Here is a 25069-nt window from a genome sequence, read left to right as displayed (position 1 = left end):
CTGCCCCAACGGGCAGTCACCCCACCCCGTCACCCCAGCCGGACCGCCGAGATCGTGCCCAGCCGCCGGTGCGGGGGCTCGTCGCGCGCATGCCGTCCCGTGACGGTGAACCCGGCTTCCTCGACCACGCGGGCGAGCTCGTCGACCGGCCAGTAGTACGCGGTGATGATCTTGTGGTCGAACGGCACGAGCTCCGGACCCTCGAAGAACCCCAGCATCAGTCCGCCACCGGGTTCGAGGCAGCGGGCGAACTGGGTCAGGACAGCCGGCACCTCCTGCGGGGGCGTGTGGATCAACGAGAACCAGGCGAGGATGCCGGCGAGCCCGGCGAAGTCGAGTGATTCGGCGCGGCCCGCGACGAACCGGGCGTCCGGGTAGTCGCGCCGGGCCCTGTCGACGAACTCCGGCGTCGGGTCGACGCCGATCACGTCGATCCCCTGCTCGTGCAACCAGCTCGTCCACTGCCCCGGCCCACAGCCGACGTCGAGGATCTGCCCGCCGGCGTGCTCGCGAGCCCAGGCGCCGACCCGCTCGCGGTCGATCGGCGAGGTGTCCGCCATGGTGCCGACGACCTCGATGTACTCGTCAGCCCGCTTTCCGTACGCCTGGCTCGTCTGTTCGGTAGTCACCCGGCAGATCATGCCCATCGGCAGGATCGGGCAAGAGATCGACAGCATCGCTCTCCCATCACCCCTGTTCAGACTGATCTGATTGCTTCATCGCCAGCGAGGCGAGAGCAACGAGAGGTAGGAACAGATGAGTGTCGAGCACGGTTTCCACGCCACCATGACCGCACGGCCCGGCAAGGGCGACGAGGTCGTCGAGCTTCTGCTCAACGCGCCCTCCCTGAAGAACGACACCTGCGTGGTCTTCCTGGTCGGACGCTCGGCCGGCAATCCCGACATCATCTACGTGACCGAGGGCTGGACGACGGCCGAGGCGCACAGCACGTTCTTCGCAAGCGAACCCGCGCAGGCGTTGGTCGCCAACCTCCAGACGTTGCTCGTCGGCGAGTCGACGTACGCGGACGAGGTTCCCGTCGGCGGCAAGGCGGCGTTCTGATGAGCCGCCCGGCCTTCGACCCGGAGCTGCGGGCGCTCCTCGCGGACATGCCGCTCTCGACCGAACTCACCTACGAGATGCTGGTGCAGATACGGCAACTGCCGTCACCGCCGTTCCACACCCGCGCCGAACGGCGTGACGTCACCGTTGGCGACATCCAGCTCACCGTCTTCAGCCCCGCAGGTCTCGAACGGCCGGCGCCGTGCGTCTACTGGATCCACGGTGGCGGCATGGTGATGGGCGACCGCTTCTCACAGATCGACATTCCACTGGAATGGCTGGAGAAGCTCGGCGTCGTCGTGGTCACCGTCGAACACCGGCGGGCACCGGAAGCGACCGGGACAACGCTCGCCGACGACTGCTACCACGGTCTGTTGTGGACAGTCGAAAACGCGGAAGCCCTGAACATCGACCCGAAGAAGCTCGTCGTGGCCGGCATCAGCGCCGGTGGAGGTCTGGCCGCCGGAGTCACGCTGATGGCCCGCGACCGGAACGGACCCTCGATCGCCGCGCAGGTCCTGATCTGCCCGATGCTGGATCACCGCAACAACACCACGTCCAGCAGGCAGTACTCCGGCGAACCCGGCGTGTGGACGCGGGAGATGAACGAGTTCGGCTGGCGTTCGGTGCTCGGTGACCTGAAAGACGTGCCCGTCCACGTGTCACCGGCACTGGCCGACGACCTGTCCGGGTTGCCCGCCACGTACGTCGACACCGGGACCGCGGAGGTGTTCCGCGACGAGGACGTCGACTACGCCACCCGGATCTGGGCGGCGGGCGGACAGGCCGAGCTGCACACGTGGGCAGGCGGCTTCCACGGGTTCGACGCGATCTTTCCCGACGCGCGGCTTTCCGTTGCCGCACGGCGTACGCGCACCGACTGGCTCGCGCGCACGATCAGTGCCTGAGCAGGCAGTGTCTAGACGGGCAGGGGTCGCATCCGGTCCGGCATGTGCGCACGGAGGGTGTCGTGCAACAGCGACACGTCGTCCGCGTCCAGCAGAACGGACCCGTTCTCACACGCCAGCACAGCCTCGCCGGTGCGCTGGTCGGGCACGTACGTCAACGCCACGCCCGGCACCGTGCACGACTCGGCCTGACGAATCGCGGTCAACAACTCCGACACCAGTTCGTACCCCAGCCGCGCATTCCAGCGCAGCGCGGCTGGGGGACGAACGAACAATCGGAGACCACCCGCAGCACGGCGAACTTCAACGCACGTCAACACCGCTGCAACCTCCTAGCAAACTTCTCAAGGCGAGACTAGCTAGGAATCAGCAGTGTCAGAGGTACGTGTCACCCGTTCGGTTCATTGGTAGCAAGGCTTCTCGAACTTGAAATCTTTTGCGGTCGAGCCGGTGAAGAAGTCCTCTACCAGCGTGACTCCGGTCGGAGCGGCGTCGTCCGGGCGGTAGATGAGTGTCTGACGGAACAGGGCATCCTGCGCAGAAGCGGAGAAATTGCCTGCACCCGAAGGGAGCATGCCTTCGTAGTCCACTGAGGTGAGCTGGCGCACAGCGGCGAGCAGACCGGCTCGCGTCAGGTCCTTGTTGGACGCCGCCTTCTCCAGCGCGGCCTTCAGCGGATACGCCCACACCCAACCGGCGGTGTAGCCGTCGTTCGGCGTCACGCCGGGCAGCGCGGCACGCATCGCGGTGTGGCCGACGGACTCGGTGCCCCAGGCCTTCCACGGCGCCGACTGCATGTACAGCGCCTTGATCGCGGGCGCGGCCGGCGACTTCAGCAGGCCGGGGTTCCACGTCGGCGAGGTGCCGATGAACTTCCCCTTGTAGCCACGGGCCGCGGCCTGTCCGACGATCACGGCCGCGTCGGTCGGACCGGTCGTCAGCACCACCAGATCGGGCTTCTTCGACACCACCGCGTCGATCGCGCCGCCCTGGTTGTCCTGGCCGCTCTGCGTGGTCACGTTCTCGAACGTGAGCCCGCGCTTCTCCGCGGCGTACTTCGCCCCGGCGGCGGCGTCGTCGCCGTAGTCACCGGCGAGGTGCACGGCCATCACGGACTTCACGCCCATCTTCTCGACGGCGTAGTCGACGGTGTTCATCGACTCGACGCAGTAGTTCGCGCCGGACTCCAGCACGACCTCCTCGAAGCCCCACAACGAGGTCCAGGACGCGGGCACCGACACCATCTGGGTGTTCTCGAGGTCCGGCAGGATCGCGACGGTCGTCGGGGAGCCCAGCGTCTGGGTCAGCGCCAGGATGTTGCCCTTGATCTCCTGGTAGACCTGGTTGTGGATCTGCGGGTTGTACTTGTTGTCCTTGACGTACTTGGTGACGTCGATCTCGTAGCCGCCGATGCCGCCCTTGTCGTTGACGCGCTTCCAGAACGCCTTCTGCGAGTCCGTGATCGGCACGGCCAGCGTCTTGAACGGGCCCTCGGTGAGGTCCGAGATGGTGCCCAGGTAGATGCAGCCCTTGGACTTGTCGACGGCGTTGGGGCACGCCTCCTTGGTCACCCCGGCGTCGATCTTGATGCCGCCCGCACCCTCCTGCGGTGCCGCGCCGTCCCCGCCACGACAGGACGCAAGAAGCAATGCCCCGACGAATATGACTGAAAGTCTCTTACCAGACATGGGGATTCTCTCCTCAGTACGAGAACGGCCAGGTGCGCCAGTAGTTGCGGACGCGGACCCAGATGCCGAACAACCCGCGTGGCTCGACGATGAGGAACACGATGATGAGCACGCCGTAGAGCACGGCTTCCAGCTGGAAGACCGTGATCACCCCGGTCGCGTCACCACTGATGAACGGCAGCACCGCGGGCAGTTCCCTGGTGATGCGTGGCAGCAGTGTGATGAAGAGCGCGCCCATGATCGCCCCTGAGATGGTGCCCGCGCCGCCGATGAGCACCATCGCGATGTACTGCACTGACAACAGAAGACTGAACGAACCGGGATCGAAGAACCCGTTCATCACGAACAGCAACGAGCCCGCGACCCCCGCGTAGAACGAGGAGATCGCGAACGCCAGGACCTTGTACTTGGTCAGGTCCACGCCGATCACCGACGCGGCCAGGTCCCGGTCCCGCACCGCCGCGAACGCCCGCCCTACCCGCGAGCGCACCAGATTCCGTGCCAGCACACCGAATATCACCAGCAGCACGAACATCACGAGGTACAGCTGCTGTGGTGCCGTGAACAGCGCGTTGTCCCGGTCCAGCCGCACCCCGAACAGCTCGGGCACGGCAGCGGGCCGCCCGACACCGGGCCCGCCGGTCAGCGACGTCCACTCCCGGAACACGTGCTCTCCCAGGAAGACCAGCCCCAGCGTCACGATCGCGAGGTAGAGCCCGCGCAACCGCACCGCCACCGGCGCCACCAGGACGCCGAAGAACGCGGCCACCAGTCCCGAGGCCAGCATCCAGATCGGCAGCGACGTGATGCCGAACCCGATCACCCGCCCGGTCTCGGAACCGCTCAACGCCGCACCCGTGTACGCACCGATCGCGAGGAAGAACGCGTGTCCCAGCGAAACCTGGCCCGCGTAGCCCGTGACGATGTTCAGCCCGATCGCGCCGATCGCCGCCACGAACCCGGTGGCGAGCAGCTGCAGCAGGTCGTCGGTGATCATGAACGGCATCAGCAACGCCAGCACGACCAGGCCGCCCGTCCACGCGCGTTTGGGACGCGTGTTCAGGAATCCCATGTCCTGCCCGTATGAGGTGTACAGCTCAGGTCGACCCTTCACAGCCGTTCCACCTCCCGTTTGCCGAACAACCCGTACGGTCTGACCAGCAACACGAGCAGCATCAACGCGTACGGCGCGACCAGCCCGAAGTTCGGTCCGAGCCACGGCGCGAAATCACCCTGGTACGTCCCGAAAAGCGACTCGACGACACCGACCGCGAGCCCGCCGACGACCGCGCCGCCCAGCGACTCCAGGCCGCCCAGGATGATCGCGGGCAACGCCTTCAGCGCCACGATCCACAGCTGCTGGTCGACACCGGCGCCGGTCGCCACGAACACCCCGGCCAACGCCGCGAGCCCGCCGGCCAGCGCCCACGACAGCGCGAACACCGACCCGACCGAGATCCCCTGTGCCAGCGCGACTTCCTGGTCGTAGGCGACCGCCCGCATCGCGAGCCCGATCCGTGAATAACGGAAGAAGGCGAACAGCGCGACGGTGACGACAGCGGTGGTCGCGATCATCACGAGATAGCGCTGCTGCACCTCCGCGCCCAGGAACGACACCGTGTTCAGGCCCCACGGATCGCCGACCTGCCGCACGTCCAGGCCGATGAACGCGTTCGTCACGACCCTGACCACGACGTCGACGCCGATCGTGATGATCGCGACCACGAACACCGGCTTGCCGACCATCGGCCGCAGCACCGTGCGTTCAACGCCCAACGCCAGCACCGCGATCACCACGGCGGCCACCAGCACCGCCCCGACGAACGACACCGCGGGCGAGAGGTACGAGACCAGCACCGCGCCCGCCAGCATGAACGCCGGCTGCGCGAAGCTGATCACCTGCGTCGACTTGTAGATGATCACGAAGCCGAGCGCGAGCAACGCGTAAATGGACCCGGCGCCGAGACCCCGGATCAACGACTGGAGAAACTCATCCATACATGCTCTCCACGAGGTCGTCGAACATCTTGCCCAGCGCGGATCTCTTCACCTTCTGGGTCGCGGTCAGCTCGCCGTCCTCGTGGTCGAGCTCCTTGGGGAACATCCGGAACTTCTTGATCTGCTCGACCGTGGCGAACTTGGCGTTCGTCTCGGTCACGATCTTCTGCACCAGCTCCAGGACCTCCGGTTTCTCCGACAGGTCCCGGTAGGTGGTGTAGGTGATCTTGCGCTGCTGCGCCCAGTGCCCGACCGTGTCGAGCTCGATGCCGATCAACGCCACCAGGTACGCCCGCTGGTCGCCGATCACCACGGCTTCCTTGATGTACGGCGAGGTCTTCAGCGCGTTCTCGAGCTCGGACGGCGCGATGTTCTTGCCGCCCGCGGTGATGATGATGTCCTTCATCCGGTCGGTGATCTTCACGTGCGTCTCGTCGACCCACTCGCCGACGTCACCGGTGTGCAGCCAGCCGTCGGACAGCACCCGTTGCGTGGACTCGGGGTCCTGCCAGTAGCCGGCGAACGTGCCGCCGTGCCTCGTGAGGATCTCGCCGGTCTCCTCGTCGATCCGCAGCTCGATGCCGGGCTGCGGCTCGCCGACCGTGCCGATCTTGACCCGGCCCGGCCGGTTTCCCGTTGCCACGGCGGTGTTCTCGGTCATGCCGTAGACCTCGTGCATCGGCACCCCGATGCCCATGAAGAACTTCAGCACGTCCGGTGCGATCGGCGCGGCTCCGGACGCGGCATACCGGACGTACCGCATGCCGATCCGGGCTTTCAGCGCGCGGAAGCAGAACAACCAGCCCAGCGCGTAGATCAGCCGGCTCTTGCCGGTGTGCTTGCCGCCGGTCCGCACCAGCGATTCGCCGATGCCTTCCGCTCTCCGCAGCCAGAACCGGGTGACCGAGCGTTTGAGCCAGGACGCCGACGAAACGCCGATCGTGACGCCCGCCAGCACCTTCTCCCAGATCCGCGGCACTCCGAACAAGATCGTCGGCTGCACCTCGCGCAGGTTCGCCTGCACCGTCTCGATGGACTCGGCGAAGTGCACCTGCACCCCGCTCGCCGCGCTGAACCAGGTGGTGAAGATCCGTTCGGCGACGTGGCACAACGGCAGGTACGACAACGTGACATCGGTGGAGGACGGCGGTGGCGAAGTGAACCCGCCGCCCTCCACCAGCACGTGGACGGCGAACTCGACGTTCGCCACGGTGAGCATCGCGCCCTTGGGCGGCCCGGTGGTGCCGGACGTGTAGATCAACGTCATCACGTCGTCCGGCTCGGTCCGCGCCATCCGCCCGGCCAGCTCGTCGCCGTGCTCGTCCCGGTGGCGCGCGCCCAGCGCCAGGAAGTCGTCCCAGGCCATGAGCTTCGGGTTGTCGTAGCGTCCTTTGATGCCACGCGGTTCGAGGTAGACGATCCACTCGAGGTCAGGCGTGTCCTCCAGCACGAGCAACGCCTTGTCGACCTGTTCCTGGTCCTCCGCGATCAGGATGCGCGCGCCGGAGTGGGACAGGAGGTACGCGACCTCGGAGGCCGGGTTCGTCGGGTACAGCCCGACCGTGATGCCGCGAGCCGCGACGATGCCCAGGTCTGCGTAGAGCCACTCGCGGCGGTTCTCGGAGTGGATCGCCACCCGATCGCCCGGTTGCAGTCCCAACGCCAGCAGCGCGTCGCCGACCAGTTCGACGTTCGCCCAGTAACAGGCCCACGAGACTTCCTGCCAGATGCCGAAGTCCTTGGCGCGCAACGCGATCTGGTCGGGCGTGGTGGCCGCCCTGTTCTTCACCCTGGTGACGACGGTCGTGATCATTTCGGGTGTGGTCATGACGCCACGCTCCGGTGTTGCTCGCCGAGGTAGGCGCGGATGACGTCCGGGTCCTCCTGCACCTCGGCAGGGGTGCCGGTGCGGATCGGGCGGCCGAAGTCCATGACCATCACGCGGTCGGCGAGGTCCATGACGAGGCCCATGTCGTGCTCGACCATGATCATGGGGATGTTGAGTTCCTCGCGGACGTCGAGGATGTACCGGGCCATGTCCTCGGTCTCCTCGACGTTCATGCCCGCGACCGGCTCGTCGAGCAGCAGGAGCTTCGGCTCCATCGCGAGCGCCCTGCCCAGTTCGACGCGCTTCTGCACGCCGTAGGGCAGCAGGCCGACCGGGTACCGGCGCCACTGCTCCAGTTCCAGGAAGTCGATGACGTCCTCGACCGCGGCCCGGTTCTTCAGTTCGTCGTTGCGGGCCTTGCCGAGCCAGAAGAACGCGCTCAGAGCGCCGTAGTTCATGTGGTTGTGGCGGCCGAGCATGAGGTTGTCGACGACGGTGAGGTGGGAGAACAGCTCGATGTTCTGGAACGTGCGGGCCATGCCCCGCGCCGCGATCCGGTGCGGGCGCATGCCGAGCAGGTTCTCCTCGTGGAACCGCACGGTGCCCTGCTGCGGCCGGTAGACGCCGCTCAGGACGTTGAAGATGGACGTCTTGCCGGCGCCGTTCGGTCCGATGATGGCGAAGAGCTCGCCCTCCTCGACGCTGAACGACACCCCGTCGACGGCCACGACCCCGTCGAACGCGAGCCTGACGTCGGTGACTTCCAGAACGCTCACGACAGCCACCGCTTCCTGCGCTTGTAGTGCTTGACCGCACGGAACGAGGAGGTGCCGAGACCGAGGTAGAACTCGCGGATGTCGTCGTCGGCGAGAAGTGCCGCGGCGGGCTTGTCCATGACGACCTTGCCGGTCTCCAGCACGTACCCGTGGTCGGCGATGGAGAGCGCCATGCTGGCGTTCTGCTCGACCAGCAGGACCGTGGTGCCCTGTTCGTTGATCTTCACGACGAGGTCGCGGATCTGCTGCACGAGCAGCGGCGCGAGGCCGAGGCTCGGTTCGTCCAGCAGCAGGTAGGAGGGTTCGGACATGAGCGCCCTGCCGATCGAGAGCATCTGCTGCTCACCCCCGGACAGGTAGCCGGCGCTCTGTCTTCGCCGTTCCTCCAGCCGCGGGAAGAGCTCGTAGCAGCGTTCGAGGTTGCTCTTGAGGCGCTTGGGGCGGGCGTGCCCGCCGACCTTGAGGTTCTCCTCCACGGTGAGCTCGGCGAGGATCCTCCGGCCTTCCAGCGCCTGCTTGATGCCCCGGTCGGCGATCTTCGCTGGTGAGAGGCGGTGAATCGGTTCACCGTCGAGCGTGATCGACCCCTTCGTGACCTTGCCGTCGTGCACGTCGAGGAGCCCGCTGAAGGCCCTCATCAGCGTCGTTTTCCCAGCTCCGTTGGCTCCGAGCAGGGCCACCACCTTGCCCTGGGGAACCTTGAGGCTCACGCCTCGGAGCACCAGCATCACGTCGTCGTAGACAACCTCAAGGTTGTTCGCCTCGAGCACCAGCGCCTCCTAGGGGCCCCTGACATACCGAGCAGTATGCCCGGGCTATGACTTGGATCACAGACGGTTTGCCCACTACGGGCGATTTCGTGATGCGCAGATCGCAATTGGTCCAGCACTCTCCGTGTCCGTCCAGAGTGGACTGGTGACGGATGTGTAACGGGCCGTGACGCGGGTACTCACTCTTCGAACGGCAAGAGATGAAAACGAGGAGGAGGTTTCGTGACCACCATTGAGAAGTCGGTGGACGTCCGCGTGCCCGTGACCACGGCGTACAACCAGTGGACCCAGTTCGAATCCTTCCCGGCGTTCATGGACGGCGTCGAGAAGATCGACCAGGTCACGCCGACGAGGACGCACTGGACCACGAAGATCGGCGGGGTCGTCCGCGAGTTCGACGCGGAGATCACCGAGCAGCACCCCGACGAGCGCGTCGCGTGGACCACGGTCGACGGACCGCCGCAGGGTGGCGTGGTCACCTTCCACCGGCTCGACAACGAAACGACTCGGGTGCACCTCCAGATGGAGTACGACCCCGAGACCATCACCGAGAAGGCCGGTGCGGCGCTGGGCGTCGTCGGCCACCGGGTCGAAGGCGACCTGAAGCGGTTCAAGGAGTTCATCGAGAACCGCGGCGTCGAGACAGGCGCTTGGCGTGGCGATGTCACGCCGCCGCCCCAGGTCTGATCGCGGTGCGCGTTGACGCCCGACCAGCACTCGGCGTTCGAGGAACTCGGACGCACCTCACGTGACTCGTCGCGCTATTACGCGTTGCGGGACCGGTTGGTGCGCGAGTACCTCCCGCTTGCCCGGCACATCGCCCGCCGCTTCAGCGAACGCGGCGAGCCGATGGAAGACCTCGCCCAGGTGGCGGCCGTAGGGCTGATCAACGCCATCGACCGGTTCGACGTGGGCCGGCAGACGGACTTCCTGTCGTTTGCCGTGCCCACGATCACCGGCGAGGTCCGGCGGCACTTCCGCGACCAGTGCTGGGCCGTGCGGGTGCCGCGCAGGTTGAAAGAGCTGTGTGACTCCATCGACGGCGCGACCGCCGAGCTGTCGCACAAGACCGGGCGATCTCCCACTCCCTCCGAGATCGCCCGGCACCTGGGGGTGGGCCTGCAGGAGGTGTACGAAGGCCTGCGGGTGGAGAAGAACGTGGCGTTCGCATCCCTCGACTCCCTGGAGAGTTCGACGGTCGACGACCCCGCCCTGGAAGGTGTCGAGATCCACGAGGCCCTTCAGCCGATGCTGAAGGGCCTCCCTCGGCGTGAGCGGACCATCGTGGTGCTGCGGTTCTTCGGCCGGCTGACCCAGACGGAGATCGCGCGCCGCGTCGGGATCTCCCAGATGCACGTCTCGCGGTTGTTGACCAAGTCGCTGGAGCAGTTGCGACACGATCTGCTGGCGGAAGACTGAAATGAGCGAGCGGGAATGTCCGGTTTTCGTGATACTGGCCGCATGAACCGGTTGCGGTGGCCCCAGAAGCTGGCGATCAGCACTGGCGCCCTGCTCGTGCTCTGGGGGCTCGCGGGGTTTCTCGTGACCGGTTTCTCGTCCTTCGCCGGTGAGTCCGACACCTGGGTGCTCGGGTTGCGCGTCAACCCGTTGCAGAACACGCTGCACCTGGTGTTCGGTGCCGCGTTGTTGCTCGCGGTCCCGCGCTTGAAGGCGTTGAGCGGCGTCGGCCTGCTGACCGCGGTGGCCTTCCTGGTGATCTTCGGACTGGGCCTGGCCCGGTACGACGATCAGGTCGTCAACTTCCTGAACGTGAACCCCGGGAGCAACGCGCTGCACCTGTTCACCGGGTTCGCCGCACTGGCGGCGGCCCAGGGTGCCGCCTGGTGCCGCCAGTGCGACAAAGCCGCGCTCAGGACCGTGTGAGCAGCTTCCGCACCGCCCGTTCCGGGTCGCCGTTGCCGATGACCTCACCGCGTTCGAACGCTTCCGTCAGGCGAGGGTCCACGTAGGACTTCCGCGCGACGGACGGCGTGTTGCCCAGGTCTTCCGCCACCTCCTTCATCACCGCGCTGATCGCTCGTTTCGAGGGCTTGCCGCGTTCGGCGAGGGCGTGGGCGAACGCCTGGGCGGCGCGGACCGTGGCGTGCCAGGTTCGCAGGTCCTTCGCGCTGAACTGGTCGCCCACCAGCTCGCGGAACCGTTCGTTGATGTCGTCGGCGGTGAGGTCTTCGTAGAGCCGGCAGTCCGGCGTCCGGTTCTTGATCAGCGTCCTGACGGCTCGTGCGAGTTTCGCGTCGGTGATCTCCTCGTCGACCTCGACGCCGTGCTTGGCGGGGAAGCGGAACCTGACCCGGTCGCCGCGCACGCTGAGGTGTTCGCAGAGCAGCGTGGCGACGCCGTGGGTGCCGTTGTCCTCGGCGTACTCCTCGTGGCCGACGCGGAAGACGCCCAGGTCGAGCATGCGCAGGGCGATGGCGAGCATGCGCTTGCGGCCGCGTGACCTCATGTCCGCCTCGATCCGCGCGCGGAACTTCCCCAGCCGCGGGGCGAGCTCGAGCACGCGGTCGAACTTCTCCGCGTCCCGGTTGGTGCGCCACTGCTCGTGGTAGAGGTACTGGCGTCGGCCGGCCTCGTCGTACCCGACCGCCTGGATGTGCCCGTTGGGGTGCGGGGAGATCCAGACTTCGCGCCACGCAGGTGGTATGACCAGGGCTTTCACCCGTTCGACGTCTTTGGCCGTGAGGGCCCGGCCGTCGGCGTCCAGGTACCGGAAGCCCTTGCCGTGCCTCACCCGCGTCCAGCCGGGCGAGGTCGTGGAACTGCGGCGGAGTCTCATCTGGCCACCTCGTGGTTGATCAGCACGAAAGGCGGGTACCCGCTCGCCGATGAATGACTACACGGTCGGTGTGGAACAGGAGTTCCTCCTCGTTGACCCCGAGTCGCGGCGGCCGGTAGCGCTGGCGCCCCGAGTCCGGGAGCTCTCCCACGCCCCTGGTGACCTCGACGTCCAGGGCGAGCTGACCCCGTTCCAGATCGAGATAGCCACCGGCGTCACCTCTTCCTTCGAGGAACTGTCCGAGCAGGTCCGGCGCGGCCGGCAGGTGCTCGTCGAGGCCGCGGATTCCGCCGGGTGCCGGCTCGTGGCGACGGGCATGCCACCGATCGGCGAGGCAGGCCCTCCCCCCGGATCGGATGACCCCAGATATCACCAGATCGAGTACTCCCACCGCAGACTCGTGATCGGGCAGGGTGCCTGCGGGCTGCACGTGCACGTGGGTGTTTCGTCGAAAGCGGAAGCCTTGCTGGCGTCCAACAAACTGCGCGCGTGGCTGCCGACGTTGCTCGCGATCAGCGCGAACTCCCCGATCTACGGCGGAGAGGACACCGGTTACGCGAGCTGGCGGTCGATGGTGTGGTCGCGCTGGCCGGTGAGCGGACCGCCGCCGTCGTGGGACGGCCCAGAGCACTACGACCGGACCGTCGAGTCGATCATCGCGACGCAGGCGTTGCTGGACAGGGCGATGGTGTACTGGGACGTACGACCGTCGGCCGATCATCCGACGGTTGAGGTGCGTGTCGCGGACATTCCGCAACTGGCAACGGAAGTCGCGGTTCTCGCCGAGCTGATCCGAGCCCTCGTCGTGACGGAACCCTCCGAACAGCGGGTGGACGATTCCGTGCTGCGAGCGGCATATTGGCGGGCGTCGCGCGACGGGGTCGACGGACTGGCCGCCGATCCACACACCGGAAAACTCTCCCCCGCGTTCGACCGGGCAATGACGTTGGTCGAGCACGTCGAGGTCGCCCTGCGCGATCGCGGCACTCTGTCTACTGTGGAGCAGCACATGGACTGGTTGCGCCACAACGGCTGTGGCGCCGCTCGGCAACGACGCTGCCCGGACCCCGAGTCCCTTGTGGACATGCTGATCGCCCGAACGCGTGAGGAAACCTGACTGATGCGCCTCCCTGCACCCCGCGGCCACATGAGCGCCGCTCTGGTCGCCGCACTCCGTCTGCCACCGCAGCCGCGACCGGCGCTGCTCGCCAGTGGAGGCACCAGGGACGCGTGGCTGGACGACGACCTGCAGCTGTCGTTGTGGATCTGCTACGAACTCCGGACGCGCGGCTTCGAGGACGCCGACGCGGCCTGGGAGGACAACTCGTTCCTGGCCCAGTTCCACCTGGCCCTGGAAGCACGCTGGGAGGCGGACCTGCGGTCGCTGACCGAGTCGACGCACCCCGCCACGCTGTCCGACGAGGGCCGCGCCGAACTGCGCAAGCACCACGCCTTCTGGCAGCCGCGCCGCGAGATGCGCTCAGTGCTGCGCGACATCCACGGCGACGCTTACGGCGCCCGGTCCGAACGCACCCACTCGGTGCTGTTCACCGTGACGTTGCGCGACCTGGACTGCTCCAGCGTCGACGAGATGCCCGCCCCCACCCTGGCCCTGGCGAACGCGCTGTCGTTGTTCGGCATGCACCAGCGCCTGGTGGGAGCCCTGGTCGGCTTCCTGACCGCCGTGGACACCATCGGCGGCGACCCGTTCGCGCAGCTGCTGCCGGTCCAATGCCCACCAGACGACATCCGCCTGGGTTTCACCGTGTGCCACGAACTCCACGCCCGCCTCACCCACCACGTCCACGCGGCGATCGCACAGGGCCGCACCTCGCTGAGGGGCCGCTGGCTCGTCTCGCAGGGCGGACGGGTTAACGTGGGGTGCTGAAGCTTTGAAGGGAGACAGCGTGCCTGACCCCACCGCTCTGGCATCCGTGGTCGTAGACCGGATCGCACCCGACGTCGTCGTGCTGCACGTGTCCGGCGAGCTGGACACGACCTCCAGCAGCGAGCTGACCACGCCGCTGGACAGCCACGTGGTGCCGGAGAACCGTGCTGTCGTCGTCGACCTCGCCGGCGTGAAGTTCCTGGGCTCCGCCGGGCTGGAGGCCCTCGTGCTCGGGCAGCAGCGTGCTTCGAAGTCCGAGGTCGAGTTCGTCGTGGTCGCTTCTACTCGGGCTGCGTTGCGGCCGATCGAGGCGACCGGGCTGGACTCGGTGTTCACGATTCTGGGTTCGGTGGACGAGGCGGTGCGGCGCTACTCGTCCTGACCAGCTGGAACCACTCGCCGTCGTGGTCCGGTCGCGAAACCGGGGTGGCGCTCAGTTCCCAGCCATCAGGCCAGGTCCAGCGCGAAGTGTCCTTGTTCCGCTCGACCCACACGTCGTCACAGGTGACTTCGCCGTTGAACGTCACATCACTGAACCAGGTCATCTCGGCGAACGACGCACCTGCGAACGACGCGCTCGCACCGAAGGACGTGCCCGTGAACATCGCGGGCAACCCGCTGAACGAGGCGTCTCGGAACGACACCTCGCCACCGAACGACGTTTCACCGAACGCGGCGCCTGATTCGAACGACGACATGCCGAAGTCAGCGCGGTCCTCGAACGAAGCTCCGTAGAACGAGGCGAGGCCGGTGAAACCCGCGCTGACGGTGGTGTCGCCGCGGAACGACGTCCCGTTGAACTTGCCCGCGCCAAGCCGGCACTTGTACATGAAGAAGTTGATGAGAACCGCGCCGGTGAGATCGATGTCGTGTTCGCCCCAGTACTCGGGATCTCCCTGCTCCAGGTGAGCGATCAGGATTCGCTGCGCGGTGAGTCGTACGTCCAGCTCCAGCCGTGCCTCGACGAGCGCGGCGACCGCGCTCGGGCCGTCGGGTTGACGAATGCCCGCGCGACGCTGTGGACTGCGCACGAGAGGCCGGAACACGCCGTTCGCCAGACCTTCGGCCTTCTCTGACGGCTGGGTGTAAGGCATGCGCAAGTAGGCGCACAGAACGTTGACGATGGTCCGCCGCGTCTCCGGTTCCTGCTGCCCGAGGCGTTCCAACGCGTACAGGCCACCCAGCCGAACCGGGACCTTCGCGTCACCGAGCTGCTGCACCGCTTTCGAGTAGAGCTCGGTGATCCGGCGAGCCTCGGCGTCCGCGTTGACGTCAGCTTGAGCCTCCTCCTGGGTGCGTTGCCGCCGCGCCGCCAGGTAGAGCGTGAACAGGCCACCGCCGCCCAGCGCGATGCCGGACGCCACCTTCACCACGTCGAGCTGCGCCGCCGTCCGCTTCTCCGGATCGGTCCACGTCTGCCGGTTCACCCACAGCCACAACGCCACCAGCACCGCGCCCGTGAGCAGCAGGATCGCCGCCGAGACCAACGGCATGGTCCAGGGCGACATCGGCTTCTTGGCCTTCATGCCCTACAGGTCGCACGGCACGCCGAGATTGCTACCAGGACAGTGTTACCAAGGCAGGGGGCCGTCGGCGTCGAAATACCCACCGGTCGGCCCGTCCGGACCGATCTGCGCCATCCGCACGATGATCTCCGCACCCTGCTCCACGGTCTGCCGCCCGCTCCCCCGGTTCAGATCAGTAGCCGTGAACCCAGGCTCGACCGCGTTGATCCGCATCCCAGGAAACGCCTTCGCGTACTGCAGGGTGACCATGTTGACCGCTGCCTTCGACACCGGATAGGCAACCCCGGGATACCCGCTACCAGCCGCGGCAGTGGCCAACGACGCCAGGCGGCTGCTGACGTTCACCACAACCGGCGCAGCCGACCGCTCCAACAGCGGCAGAAAAGCGTGCAGAACGCGGACCATCCCGAACAGGTTGACCTCGAACGTCTCCCGCATCAGGTCTGCGGTGACCTCACCGGCCCCGACCACGCCCTGGTCAGTCCACTCCGGAGCGATGCCGGCGTTGTTGACCAGCACGTCCAACGACCCGACGGCCTCAGCCGCCGCGGCCACCGACGAGTCGGACGTGACGTCGAGCTGGACGGGCCGCGCGCCGATCGAAGCCGCGGCCGCCTCTCCGAGCGAGAGGTCGCGGCTGCCCAGCCACACGGTGTGGCCGGCGAGCACGAGCCGGCGGGCGGTCTCCAGGCCGAGGCCCTTGTTCGCGCCGGTGATCAGCACAGAAGCCATGCGTCCACGCTACGACCTGGAGCGCGCTTCAGTGCAAAGCATTAATCCTGGCCGATGTCCTCGTACCAGAGTTCGGGGTGCTCCGAGATGAACGACGTCATCAGCTGGACCAGCGCGGGATCGTCCACGACCGTGATGCCCACGCCGTGTTCGGCGAGCCAGTCGTGGCCGCCGTGGAACGTCGTCGCCTCGCCGATCAGCACGTTCGAGATGCCGAACTGCCGGACCAGGCCGCTGCAGTACCAGCACGGCGACAGGGTCGTGACCATCGTGGTGCCGCGGTAGCTGCGCTGGCGGCCGGCGTTGCGGAAGGCCGAGGTCTCCGCGTGCATGGAGGCGTCGCCGTCCTGCACGCGGCGGTTGTGGCCCCGGCCCAGCAGACGGCCGTCGCCGTCGAAGAGTGCCGCGCCGATGGGGATCCCGCCCTCGGCGAGTCCCATCCGCGCCTCTTCGACGGCGACGGCCAGCATGTCTGAAGCAGAGGTCATGTTGCTCAAACTACTTCGTCTTGAACAACTTCACCGTCATCGACGTGCCGGACTGCCGGACGACCTTCAGCCCGACACCGACAGAAGGCAGCTTCACGCCCGCGTTGGGCTGTTCCGCGTACCAGTACTGCTTGGTGTCGTCGAACGTCGGCTGGGCCGCCGCGCCGCGGACGTAGGAAGCCTTGCCGTTGACGTGCAACGTGAAGGAGTCCGACTTCTGCAGCGAGAACGGCGCGTCGTAGCCGCCGACGGTCGCCGACCAGCGCTGGCCCTCGATGTTGTAGAGGGGTGCGGGGTTGGCGTCGATCGGCAGGATCAGGCCCTCACCGGGGTGTTCGCTGACGTTGTTGTCGAGGAACGAGGTGTTCCACAGCGACACGAGCAAGCCGTCCTGGTACGGGAAGTGCTCCACGTAGTCGGGCTTGTCCGGGAAGCTGTAGCGGTACGGGCCGGTCTTGTTGTACTTGCCGTAGGACTCGTAGGTCCGGTTCGACGCGATGTAGAACTGGTCGAACGCCTTCGTTTCCTTGCCCTCGGTCGTGCGGAACCCACGCGTGGTCCACACGCCGGCGGTCTCGCCGCCGTCCGTCAGCACCGGTACGCCATCGGCGGTCACGGTGATCGAGTCGGCGAAGAAGCCTTGCAGCGCAAGGGCACCGTCGGTGCGGTAGGCGAGACGCAGCTTGGTGTTCTTGCCGGCGTAGGCGTCCAGCGGAACGGTCAGGTCGACCCACTGGCCACCGGACGACGCGCTCAGAGCGGGCGCGTTGGCCGAGTCGCGCTGGAAGGGTGCGCCGTTCGCCACGCCGTCGAGCTGGGTCCAGCTGCCGTCCTCATTGGACGCTTCGACGTAGAGGTAGTCGTAGTCGACCTCGATGTCGTAGCGGGCCTTCAACGACAGCGACGCCGACGTCTTGCCGCGCAGGTCCAGCGGGACCGTCATGGAGTTGTCGAGGTCGTTGCCCTTCTCGCTCCACCACATCTTGCTGCCGGCGAAGGGGGTGCCGTAGTCGAACGACTTGGAGATGTCCGGCAGCACCACGACGAGGCCCTGGGCCTTCGCCGAGTTGTACTCGTGCGGGCCGAGTTCGAAGACGCGTTCCTGGCCGGCGACCGCGATCTCGTAGTCGAGCCAGCCGAGCTGCAGCTTGTCCCACGCGGAGAACTCGTTGGCGCGCTCGCCCGGCGCCTCGCCGGGCGCGTTCACCCGGTTCTGGGCCATGATCGACCACCAGTTGACGCCGTTCGTGCCGCCCGCGGTGTCGTAGTGGTCCGGCAGACCGAGGTCGTGACCGAACTCGTGCGCGAACACGCTGACGCCGCCGTTCTCGGGCTGCACGGTGTAGTCGCCGACCCAGATGCCGGTGTCACCGATCTGCGCGCCACCGAGCTTGTTGGTGCCGGGGCCGGTCGAGTAGTTCTTGAACGCGTACCCGCGGTGGCTCCAGAGCGCGTCCTCGCCCTGCAACGGGTCGCCGTCGGCCTGGTCACCACCGGCGTGCACGATCTGGAAGTGGTCGATGTAGCCGTCGGCCTCGTTGAAGTCGCCGTCGGCGTCGTAGTCGTAGCGGTCCCACTGGTCGTACTCGGCCAGCGCCGCCTTGATCTGCGCGGTGGTCTTGCCCGCGGCCTTCTGGTCCGCGACCCACTGCGTGACCGCGTCCTTGATCAGCTCACGCGAGTTGTTGCAGATGTTGTCGCCGCACGGGTAACCGTTGCTGCGGCCGTAGCGGGCCTCGTTGTACTGGACCTTGACCCAGTCCGTGACGAGGCCGTTGACCGTGTAGCGCCCGGAGGACTGCTTGTCGTAGAAGTTCGCGACGGAGTTGGCGTCCTTCTTGCGGGAGAAGTACAGGTCCTGGAAGTACTGCCGGCTGAAGTCCGGGTGCCAGATCGTCGTGTTGTCGACCGCGCGGTTGGGCTCGGGGATCTGGTTGTGCACCGGCCCGTCGAACCGCTGCGGGCCCGGCGTGTTCGGGTTCGTGTCGCGGTCCGGGTAGTCGGGGTGCCGCTCGTTGCCGAACTCCGCGAGGATCACGAAGATCTTGTCGGTCTTCTCGCGCTTGAGCTCGACGTACTGGTCCTTGTTCTGCTTCTTGCCGACCTTCGCGACGGTGCTGGTGCCGCGCTTCTCGGTCGTCGCCTCGCCGGTGAGCACCTCGGCCAACGCCTGCTGCTTCAACGCACGGCGCTTGATCTCCAGCTCGTGGGGCTGCTCGTCGGACTGCTGCTTCACCTGCGGATCCGGCTGCTGGGCCGGCACCGCGACAGCGGGCGTGACCAGCCCCGCCGTGATGAGCGCGAGCGCCGCTGCTCCCGCCAATGCTCTTCGCACGTTCGTTCCCCTCTCGGAATACCGAGCGGACGCTACGTAGCTGACCCGCGGATCGACACGTCCGAAAGTCGGTTGTCGGCGCAAGTGGTTGACCGATTGCCCGGAACGTCGGGAAAGTGGTGGATTCCTTTCCCCGACGCGTCGGGAGGTCGACAGTGTCGTCGATGCAAATCGGAGTGAGCAGGCCGCCGCTGGACGTGGCCGACCTGCCAGAACCCGAGGACGTCTTCAAAGTTCGCAGGCTGGGCCCGCTGCAGGTGGTCCAGTTCGTCATCGGCCCGAGCCTGATCGCGCTCGGCATCTCGATCGGCAGCGGCGAGTGGCTGCTCGGCCCGCAGGCGGTCGGCAAGTTCGGTTTCGTCGGCATCGGCTGGGTGATCACCGTGTCGGCGTTGCTGCAGACGTTCTACAACGTGGAGATCGCCCGCTACGTCGTGGCGACGGGCGAGTCCCCGGTCGTCGGCTGGGGCCGCGTGCCACCCGGCTGGAAGTTCTGGGTCCCGGTCTCGCTGGCGGTCTTCTACTTCGCGTTCATCTTCGGCGGCTGGGCGGCGGGTGCCGGGCAGGGACTGTTCGCGTTGATCGCGGGCCGCGGCTACCGGCCGGACGAGATCGAGTACGTGCGGCTGCTCGCGATCGGCCTGCTCGTCGTGGTCTTCCTGATCACCGCGGGCGCCCGCAAGGTGTCCCGTGCCCTGGAACTGACGAACTGGGTGCTCGTCGGCTCGCTGCTGCTGGTCCTGATCGTCGTGACGGTCGCGATCGTGCCGTTCTCCGTGTGGTCGGAGGGAATTCGCGGTCTCGTGACCCCGGCCGCGCCACCCGCGGGCATCACGGCGACGCAACTGGGCGGCCTCGCCGGGTTCACCGCGCTGGCGTCCGGGCTGAACTGGTACGCGATGAGCCACTACCGCGACAAGGGTTACGGCATGGGGCACCGCGTCGGGTTCATCGCGGGCATGCGCGGCGGCAAGCAGGAACTGCGCCCGGTCGGCGTGACCTTTGTGGACACTCCGGCGAACGCGTCGCTGTGGAAGCGCTGGTACCGGCTGCTGCTGATCGACCAGTGGGCGGTGTTCTTCGTGGGCGCGATGCTCGGCATGCTGCTGCCCACCGTGCTGATGGCGCACATCGTCGCGGTGACCGGCCAGCAGCCGACCTCCGCCAACGTGCCGACGTTCTCGGCCGAGCAGCTGGGGTTGTTGTACGGCCAGGGCATGTTCTACCTGATGCTGGTGGTGGGTGTGCTGGTGCTGTTCTCGACGCAGCTCGGCATCTTCGAGGCGTTGGTGCGCAACTTCACCGACGCCGCGCACGCTGTCTCACCCCGGCTGCGCAAGCGGATCGAGGACGACCCGCGCCGCTTCTACTACCCGTTCATGCTGCTGGTGCTGGTGATCATCGCCGGCGCGCTGCACCTGGCGCTGCCCGTGGAACTCGTGCAGATCTCGGCGAACATGTCGAACCTGGGCGCGCTGATGTTCCCGTTCGCGTTGATGTACCTGAACTCCCGGCTGCCGCGACCGGCCCGGCCGTCTTGGTGGCACTACGTGATTCTGTCGTTGAACGTGGTGTTCTTCGGGTTCTTCTTCGTGAACTTCGTCTACGAGTTCTTCACGGGAGGTCCGCTGGTGCGGTTCTGACCCACACCTCGGCGGACGCGATGTCGTAGCCGTCGGCGGTGACGCTGTTGAAGCCGTCCGCCAGGAACAGATCCATCACCGGTTGGCTGACGACGAGATCAGTGCCGTTGTTGGCGAGCCCGAGGTCGTCCACCCCGGGCTCGCCGTTCACCTTGAGCCACACCAGGTCCGGCAGCACGCCGTCCGGGTTGAAGATGTGGTGCTGATCGCCCGCCGTCACGAGCGCCTCATCCAGTGCGAAGCCGGTGAAGCCGGCCTCGTTCATGCGGCCGGCGGTGTCACGCAGCACGAGGTACACCGGGTGCGTGGTGACGATGCAGTCACCGAGCCAGTCGGCCACCTCGTAGTGCACCCGCGTGACGACGTTCGTCGCGCGATCGATCTTGAACTCATCGCCCCAGCCACCCGCGACCTCGGGCTCGATCAGGTAAAACGTCATGCCGCACCCTAGAACGCGGCGAACCCGGGCGCGCAGGTGCGGTTCTGACGGTTCTGACGTCAGCGGCGGCTGAAGTCCTCGATGTCCCCGAGCGCGTCCTCGGCGGTTCCGCCGAGCTCGGGGTCGTCGAGCAGCTCCCGCAGGCGTGGGACGACCTCGGGCAGCACCTCGCCGTCGAGCCGGCCGACGTGGCCCAGGCAGGTGACGGCGAGCTGACGCAGTTCGGGGTGGCGCGTGTGGTCGAGCAGAAGCCGTTGCAGCTGCTCGCGGTCCGGCTCGTGGTGGACCAGGCCGAGCATGGCCTGCGACGCCGCGATGCCTCCCGCGGGCAGCTCCTCGTGCCAGCGCACGACGCATTCCGCGACGACCACTTCGGACGAGCGTTCGATCGACTCGGCGAGGTCCCCGGTCACGACGGCCCAACCGCCACCCTCCGCGCGGACGATCACTTCGTCGTTCACCACGCCCACGAGCGGATCACCGCCCCACTCGAACACCACGCCGCCCAGCGCCGAGGTCTCGGTGACGTACCGGTAGCCGTCCAGCGCCTCCCGGACCCGCTCCAGGAACGTCATTTCGGCGGCAGCGCTTCCACGAACTCGCGGCACCGCGCGATCCAGTCGTCCAGCGCCGTGTCCTCCGACACGGCCTCGCCGTCGACGACCACCCAGCCGTTCATCGGCCGGCCGGTGAAGTCGAAGACGCGGGCGCCCGGCTGGGACAGCGCGTCGGCCTGCGCCTCGGGGCCCACCCGCGCGATCAGATCCTCGCCCAGCACTCCTACCAGCATGTTTCCCCGCCACATGAACACCAGGCTGCCGAACATCTTCTTCGTGGCCAGGTCCGGGAGGTCGCCCAGCGACTCGCCCAGACGATGCGCCAAGCCCTCGTCGTACGCCATGCGCTGAATACTGTCTCAGCGAGTTGACAGCCGCCTCTCAGTTTCATGTGGCTTCATGGACATACAGGACATAGGGAGGCCATCTTGTTCGGCTTGGTCGGCTGGGTGCTCGGTTGGCTCTTGACGCTGTTCATCCTCGTGATGATCGGCCGGATGATCGTGGACTGGGCGGTCACGTTCCAGGCGCGCGGTGACTGGGTGTGGAAGGTGCGCCGGGTGACCCACGGCATCACCGAGCCGGTGCTGGCGCCGGTGCGCAAGGTGCTGCCGCCGCTGCGGTTCGGCGGGTTCGGGCTGGACCTGGCGTTCACGGTCGTGTTCATCGCGGCGCTGATCCTCAGGTCGATCGTGTGGTGAGGACACCCGGGTTGAGCAGGCCCTGAGGGTCCAGCGCGGCCTTGGCGCCGGACAGCGCCGCGCCGAAGACGTCCGTACGCTGGCGCGTGTACCAGGGCATGTGGTCGCGGCCGACGGCGTGGTGGTGGGTGATGGTGCCGCCCGAGGAGATCAACGCCTCGGACACCGCGGCCTTGATCTCGTCCCACTGCGCGGTGAGACTGCCCCACCGGCCGGGCGCGTAGATGCCGTAGTAGGGCGCGGGGCCGTCCGGGTAGACGTGGGTGAAGCGGCACGTGACGACGCCGATGCCGCACACCTCCCGCAACGCCTTGGTCGCCGCCTCCACAACGGACGCGTGCAACTCGGCGAACCGGTCCCAGGTGCACGCCGTCTCGAACGTCTCGGTGATCATCCCGTGCCGGGCCATCGCGTCACGCTGGTAAGGCATGCGCAGGAACGACTTCCGCCACTGCTGCGCCGCACCCTCCACGACCTCGCCCGCGCCGCAGAACTCCAACGCCCGCGCGAGCTTCCCGTCGACCGGGTGATCGGCGGACTCGAACGCCAGCACCAGCACCGCCTGCGCCGAGCCGGCGTTGAGGAACGCCTCCGCCGGGTCCAGCAAACGGCAGTTCGCCGGATACAACCCCGACTGCGCGATCAACCGGGTCGCCTCAACGGCCCGTTCCCACGACGCGAACCGCACCGAGGCCCCAGCGCGATGAACCGGCGGCGCCTGCAACCTCATCCACGCCTCGGTGATCACGCCCAAAGTGCCTTCAGAACCCAGGAAAAGCCGATCCGGCGACGGCCCCGCCCCGGAGCCCGGCAACCTGCGCGACTCGGAAATCCCTTGTGGCGTAACGACCCTGAGCGACTCGGTCAGGTCGTCGATGTGCGTGTAGAGCGTGGCGTAGTGGCCGCCGGCACGGGTCGCGAGCCAACCTCCGAGCGTCGAGAACTCGAACGACTGCGGGAAATGCCGCAACGTCAGGTCGTGCTGCTTCAACTGAGCTTCCAGCGACGGCCCCAGCACGCCGGCCTGGATGCGCGCGGCACGACCGACCGGGTCGACCTCCAGCACCTGGTCCAGCGCCGAGAGGTCCAGCGTCACCACCCGCTCGAGGTCACGCGGCTCCACCCCGCCCACGACAGAAGTGCCGCCGCCGAACGGAATCACCGCGACGTCGTGCGATCCGCACCAGTCCAGCACGTCGACCACGTCCTGCTCGGTGCGCGGCCGGGCAACGGCATCCGGCAACGGCCCGACGTCCCCGGCGAGGTTGCGCGTGACATCGCGGTAGGCCTGACCGCGGGCGTGCCCGAGCCGGTCGATCAGGTCGGTCGAGTAGAGCTCGCCAGGCGGCTGGACGCGGGACTCCGGCACCTCCAGCGAGGCGGGGTCCGGCGGCGAGTGGAACGTCAGGTCCGCGTCCGGCAGCACCGCCCGGACCCGGTCGACCAGCGCACGGCGTTCATCAGGGGTGACGGCGTCCTCGACGTTGCCCCAGCCCCACCACGACCTCGTTGTCATGACGAGCAACCATAAGCGAAACGCCGACGTTCCGGTATGCCTCTCGGTAACGTCGCGCGCATGAAGCCATGGGGGATGGCGGCCTTGCAGGTGGCCGGCCTGGCAGCGGGCGTGATCGCGCGGGCAACAACGCCGACGACTACGTCCGAGCCGCGTTCGAAGAGCCGCGACAGCGGGACGTCACGTGCTACCGCGCCGACTTCAACCGCCACGGCGTGATGAACGACGGCCCGAAACGCGTCGACTGCCCCGAACACGCCATCCCGGTCACACCGCCGCCCCCGCCGACGAACCCGTTCACGCAGGCGCCGGGCATCACGCCCGACTTCGAGGTGCAGTTGAGGAACGCCACCATGTGGTGGGGGAACGCCGAACCTCGGCGGGCGGGCACCGTGGAGTGCACGCCCCAACACGCGCTGGACTACGCGCGACCGAACTGATCTCCCTTGGTGGCGTCGAGGAACGCCTCCCAGCCCGACGGCGACACCGGGATGTGCGGCGCGGTGGGAGCCTTGCTGTCCCGGACACCCACTCCCGCACCGATCTCCACGCAGTTGCTGCCGTCCGGGCTGTAGCTGCTCTTCCGCCACACGGTGGCCTCCTCAGGAGACGATGTCGGTGATCAACCTCCTCGATTGTTCCTCATCCAACGCCGCCCCATCCAGCGACTTGAGGATCTCCGTGTGGAGGTCCACGGACCCCTTGTCCTCCATGAAGAGACATGAGTTCATCGTCTCGACGTAGACGACCGGCGACAGCTTGTTGAACTTCAACAAGCTGAACTCGCCCATGGTTCCGGCATGCGCACCAATTCGCGTCGGCACGACTCGGACGGAGATGTAGGGCCGCACCAACATTCGCAACATGTGGTGCAGCTGATCCCTCCAGACGTCCATACCGCCAACAGGCAGCCACAACGCCTGTTCATGCACGTAAAAGACGAACGTTCGCCGCCGCTCCAGAATCTGCTGCCGGGCGACTCGCGCCTCCACTCGTAGCTCGACGTCCTCGGGCTTGATCTTCGGCCACACCCTGAGCAACGCCCGCATGTAGTCGGGAGTCTGCAAAAGGCCAGGTATCAGTGTCAGGTGCCAGCTGGTGAGCTCGGCACAGGCGTCCTCGTGCTCGAAGAGTGTGCGCAGCTGAATCGGGATGAGGCCGTCGTACAGCTGCCACCAACCCTTCTCTCTCGACACCTTCAACAGCGCCATGAGGTGGTCGAACTCCTCCTCCGACACCCGACACAGTCCCAGCAGCCGGGCGAAGTCGATCTCGTCGACCCCGCCCTTCCCCGTCAACAGGTCCGAGAGCTTCTGCGGATCCCATCCCAACAGTTCCGCAATGGCGCGGTGCGACATACCGGTCGCGTCGACAACAGCGCGAACACCCGCACCGAACTCGCGGCCGCGCACAGTGG

30 protein-coding genes are annotated in these 25069 nt (G+C 67.2%); 11 read left to right on the top strand and 19 right to left on the bottom strand.

The annotated features are described in order from the left end of the window. Positions 1 to 29: 29 nt before the first annotated feature. Positions 30 to 629 carry a class I SAM-dependent methyltransferase gene (locus ACWGE0_RS24480; protein ID WP_452263224.1) on the bottom strand — a complete coding sequence of 200 codons (600 nt, stop codon included), beginning with the start codon at positions 627 to 629 and terminating at the stop codon, positions 30 to 32. Between the two features lie 127 nt (positions 630 to 756). On the opposite strand from ACWGE0_RS24480, the gene ACWGE0_RS24475 reads away from it, so the two are divergent. Then, positions 757 to 1062 carry a putative quinol monooxygenase gene (locus tag ACWGE0_RS24475; protein ID WP_452263223.1) on the top strand — a complete coding sequence of 102 codons (306 nt, stop codon included), beginning with the start codon at positions 757 to 759 and terminating at the stop codon, positions 1060 to 1062. After that, a complete protein-coding gene (locus tag ACWGE0_RS24470; RefSeq protein WP_452263222.1) occupies positions 1062 to 1970 on the top strand; it encodes an alpha/beta hydrolase in 909 nt (302 codons plus the stop codon). The genes ACWGE0_RS24475 and ACWGE0_RS24470 overlap by 1 nt, the downstream gene beginning before the upstream one ends. An 11-nt stretch (positions 1971 to 1981) precedes the next feature. Here ACWGE0_RS24470 and ACWGE0_RS24465 read toward each other — a convergent pair whose 3' ends face one another. The 7 genes from ACWGE0_RS24465 to ACWGE0_RS24435 form a co-directional block, all read right to left on the bottom strand. Further along, on the bottom strand, positions 1982 to 2245 hold the full coding sequence (locus ACWGE0_RS24465) for a hypothetical protein (protein ID WP_452263221.1): 264 nt from the start codon (positions 2243 to 2245) through the stop codon (positions 1982 to 1984). 126 nt (positions 2246 to 2371) lie between these two features. Then, the gene (locus ACWGE0_RS24460; RefSeq protein ID WP_452263220.1) at positions 2372 to 3619 is read right to left on the bottom strand and encodes an ABC transporter substrate-binding protein; all 1248 of its coding nucleotides are present in this window, start codon (positions 3617 to 3619) and stop codon (positions 2372 to 2374) included. Positions 3620 to 3671: 52 nt separating this feature from the next. After that, complete coding sequence (locus ACWGE0_RS24455) at positions 3672 to 4772, bottom strand: branched-chain amino acid ABC transporter permease (protein WP_452263219.1); 1101 nt, start codon at positions 4770 to 4772, stop codon at positions 3672 to 3674. Continuing rightward, the gene (locus tag ACWGE0_RS24450) at positions 4769 to 5656 is read right to left on the bottom strand and encodes a branched-chain amino acid ABC transporter permease (protein WP_319969353.1); all 888 of its coding nucleotides are present in this window, start codon (positions 5654 to 5656) and stop codon (positions 4769 to 4771) included. Before ACWGE0_RS24450 ends, ACWGE0_RS24455 begins: the two co-directional genes overlap by 4 nt. Continuing rightward, complete coding sequence (locus tag ACWGE0_RS24445; RefSeq protein WP_452263218.1) at positions 5649 to 7484, bottom strand: AMP-dependent synthetase/ligase; 1836 nt, start codon at positions 7482 to 7484, stop codon at positions 5649 to 5651. Before ACWGE0_RS24445 ends, ACWGE0_RS24450 begins: the two co-directional genes overlap by 8 nt. Continuing rightward, positions 7481 to 8260, bottom strand: coding sequence for an ABC transporter ATP-binding protein (locus ACWGE0_RS24440; RefSeq protein ID WP_452263217.1), 780 nt, complete (start codon positions 8258 to 8260; stop codon positions 7481 to 7483). Before ACWGE0_RS24440 ends, ACWGE0_RS24445 begins: the two co-directional genes overlap by 4 nt. Then, positions 8257 to 9033 (bottom strand): ABC transporter ATP-binding protein, encoded by a 777-nt coding sequence (locus ACWGE0_RS24435; protein WP_406601596.1) that lies wholly within the window; start codon positions 9031 to 9033, stop codon positions 8257 to 8259. The genes ACWGE0_RS24440 and ACWGE0_RS24435 overlap by 4 nt, the downstream gene beginning before the upstream one ends. Positions 9034 to 9252: 219 nt before the next feature. On the opposite strand from ACWGE0_RS24435, the gene ACWGE0_RS24430 reads away from it, so the two are divergent. Genes ACWGE0_RS24430 through ACWGE0_RS24420 form a run of 3 tightly spaced genes read left to right on the top strand, consistent with a single transcriptional unit; the run spans position 9253 to position 10914 of the window. Continuing rightward, complete coding sequence (locus ACWGE0_RS24430; RefSeq protein WP_452263216.1) at positions 9253 to 9717, top strand: SRPBCC family protein; 465 nt, start codon at positions 9253 to 9255, stop codon at positions 9715 to 9717. 12 nt (positions 9718 to 9729) lie between these two features. Further along, on the top strand, positions 9730 to 10449 hold the full coding sequence (locus ACWGE0_RS24425; RefSeq protein WP_452263215.1) for a SigB/SigF/SigG family RNA polymerase sigma factor: 720 nt from the start codon (positions 9730 to 9732) through the stop codon (positions 10447 to 10449). 42 nt (positions 10450 to 10491) lie between these two features. Further along, positions 10492 to 10914: a DUF4383 domain-containing protein gene (locus ACWGE0_RS24420; protein WP_452263214.1), complete on the top strand. Its 423-nt coding sequence runs from the start codon at positions 10492 to 10494 to the stop codon at positions 10912 to 10914. Here ACWGE0_RS24420 and ACWGE0_RS24415 read toward each other — a convergent pair. Further along, positions 10901 to 11827: a DNA topoisomerase IB gene (locus tag ACWGE0_RS24415; protein WP_452263213.1), complete on the bottom strand. Its 927-nt coding sequence runs from the start codon at positions 11825 to 11827 to the stop codon at positions 10901 to 10903. The genes ACWGE0_RS24420 and ACWGE0_RS24415 overlap by 14 nt on opposite strands. 49 nt (positions 11828 to 11876) lie before the next feature. Between ACWGE0_RS24415 and ACWGE0_RS24410 the strand changes: the two genes are divergently transcribed. The 3 genes from ACWGE0_RS24410 to ACWGE0_RS24400 are packed head-to-tail and all read left to right on the top strand — an operon-like array spanning position 11877 to position 14097. Then, entirely contained in the window at positions 11877 to 12944 is a 1068-nt protein-coding gene (locus ACWGE0_RS24410) for a carboxylate-amine ligase (protein WP_452263212.1), read from the top strand. A 30-nt stretch (positions 12945 to 12974) separates the two neighbouring features. After that, positions 12975 to 13715 carry an iron-containing redox enzyme family protein gene (locus ACWGE0_RS24405; protein ID WP_452263211.1) on the top strand — a complete coding sequence of 247 codons (741 nt, stop codon included), beginning with the start codon at positions 12975 to 12977 and terminating at the stop codon, positions 13713 to 13715. Positions 13716 to 13734: 19 nt separating this feature from the next. Further along, positions 13735 to 14097, top strand: a complete 363-nt coding sequence (locus ACWGE0_RS24400; protein ID WP_452263210.1) for an STAS domain-containing protein — start codon at positions 13735 to 13737, stop codon at positions 14095 to 14097. Here ACWGE0_RS24400 and ACWGE0_RS24395 read toward each other — a convergent pair. From ACWGE0_RS24395 to ACWGE0_RS24380, 4 genes are read right to left on the bottom strand one after another with little or no spacing between them, the layout of a single operon-like run. Further along, positions 14048 to 15241 (bottom strand): pentapeptide repeat-containing protein, encoded by a 1194-nt coding sequence (locus ACWGE0_RS24395; RefSeq protein ID WP_452263209.1) that lies wholly within the window; start codon positions 15239 to 15241, stop codon positions 14048 to 14050. The two genes, ACWGE0_RS24400 and ACWGE0_RS24395, sit on opposite strands and share 50 nt — an antisense overlap. Before the next feature lie 45 nt (positions 15242 to 15286). Further along, positions 15287 to 15973 carry an SDR family NAD(P)-dependent oxidoreductase gene (locus tag ACWGE0_RS24390; protein WP_452263208.1) on the bottom strand — a complete coding sequence of 229 codons (687 nt, stop codon included), beginning with the start codon at positions 15971 to 15973 and terminating at the stop codon, positions 15287 to 15289. A 41-nt stretch (positions 15974 to 16014) separates the two neighbouring features. Next, on the bottom strand, positions 16015 to 16461 hold the full coding sequence (locus ACWGE0_RS24385; protein WP_452263207.1) for a nucleoside deaminase: 447 nt from the start codon (positions 16459 to 16461) through the stop codon (positions 16015 to 16017). Positions 16462 to 16471: 10 nt separating this feature from the next. Beyond that, entirely contained in the window at positions 16472 to 18796 is a 2325-nt protein-coding gene (locus ACWGE0_RS24380; protein ID WP_452263206.1) for an immune inhibitor A domain-containing protein, read from the bottom strand. 164 nt (positions 18797 to 18960) lie between these two features. Between ACWGE0_RS24380 and ACWGE0_RS24375 the strand changes: the two genes are divergently transcribed. Then, on the top strand, positions 18961 to 20439 hold the full coding sequence (locus ACWGE0_RS24375) for an Nramp family divalent metal transporter (protein ID WP_452263205.1): 1479 nt from the start codon (positions 18961 to 18963) through the stop codon (positions 20437 to 20439). On the opposite strand, the gene ACWGE0_RS24370 is transcribed toward ACWGE0_RS24375, so the two are convergent. From ACWGE0_RS24370 to ACWGE0_RS24360, 3 genes are read right to left on the bottom strand one after another with little or no spacing between them, the layout of a single operon-like run. Then, positions 20411 to 20878 (bottom strand): hypothetical protein, encoded by a 468-nt coding sequence (locus tag ACWGE0_RS24370; RefSeq protein ID WP_452263204.1) that lies wholly within the window; start codon positions 20876 to 20878, stop codon positions 20411 to 20413. The genes ACWGE0_RS24375 and ACWGE0_RS24370 overlap by 29 nt on opposite strands. A 59-nt stretch (positions 20879 to 20937) precedes the next feature. Beyond that, positions 20938 to 21453: a hypothetical protein gene (locus ACWGE0_RS24365; RefSeq protein ID WP_452263203.1), complete on the bottom strand. Its 516-nt coding sequence runs from the start codon at positions 21451 to 21453 to the stop codon at positions 20938 to 20940. After that, positions 21450 to 21779, bottom strand: coding sequence for a TfoX/Sxy family protein (locus ACWGE0_RS24360; RefSeq protein WP_452263202.1), 330 nt, complete (start codon positions 21777 to 21779; stop codon positions 21450 to 21452). The genes ACWGE0_RS24365 and ACWGE0_RS24360 overlap by 4 nt, the downstream gene beginning before the upstream one ends. Before the next feature lie 84 nt (positions 21780 to 21863). Here ACWGE0_RS24360 and ACWGE0_RS24355 point away from each other — a divergent pair, with 84 nt between their 5' ends. After that, a complete protein-coding gene (locus tag ACWGE0_RS24355) occupies positions 21864 to 22136 on the top strand; it encodes a YggT family protein (RefSeq protein WP_452263201.1) in 273 nt (90 codons plus the stop codon). Here the strand turns inward: ACWGE0_RS24355 and ACWGE0_RS24350 are convergent. After that, positions 22117 to 23652: an FAD-binding oxidoreductase gene (locus ACWGE0_RS24350; protein WP_452263200.1), complete on the bottom strand. Its 1536-nt coding sequence runs from the start codon at positions 23650 to 23652 to the stop codon at positions 22117 to 22119. The two genes, ACWGE0_RS24355 and ACWGE0_RS24350, sit on opposite strands and share 20 nt — an antisense overlap. 68 nt (positions 23653 to 23720) lie before the next feature. On the opposite strand from ACWGE0_RS24350, the gene ACWGE0_RS24345 reads away from it, so the two are divergent. Further along, on the top strand, positions 23721 to 24092 hold the full coding sequence (locus tag ACWGE0_RS24345; protein ID WP_452263199.1) for a hypothetical protein: 372 nt from the start codon (positions 23721 to 23723) through the stop codon (positions 24090 to 24092). Here ACWGE0_RS24345 and ACWGE0_RS24340 read toward each other — a convergent pair. Both ACWGE0_RS24340 and ACWGE0_RS24335 read right to left on the bottom strand, forming a co-directional pair. Beyond that, positions 24074 to 24244 (bottom strand): DUF397 domain-containing protein, encoded by a 171-nt coding sequence (locus tag ACWGE0_RS24340; protein WP_452263198.1) that lies wholly within the window; start codon positions 24242 to 24244, stop codon positions 24074 to 24076. The genes ACWGE0_RS24345 and ACWGE0_RS24340 overlap by 19 nt on opposite strands. Positions 24245 to 24254: 10 nt before the next feature. Beyond that, positions 24255 to 25064: a helix-turn-helix domain-containing protein gene (locus ACWGE0_RS24335; RefSeq protein WP_452263197.1), complete on the bottom strand. Its 810-nt coding sequence runs from the start codon at positions 25062 to 25064 to the stop codon at positions 24255 to 24257. Between the last annotated feature and the right edge of the window lie 5 nt (positions 25065 to 25069).

It is taken from the genome of Lentzea sp. NPDC054927 (genome assembly GCF_053610285.1).
This window is presented reverse-complemented; position numbering and strand designations above follow the sequence as displayed.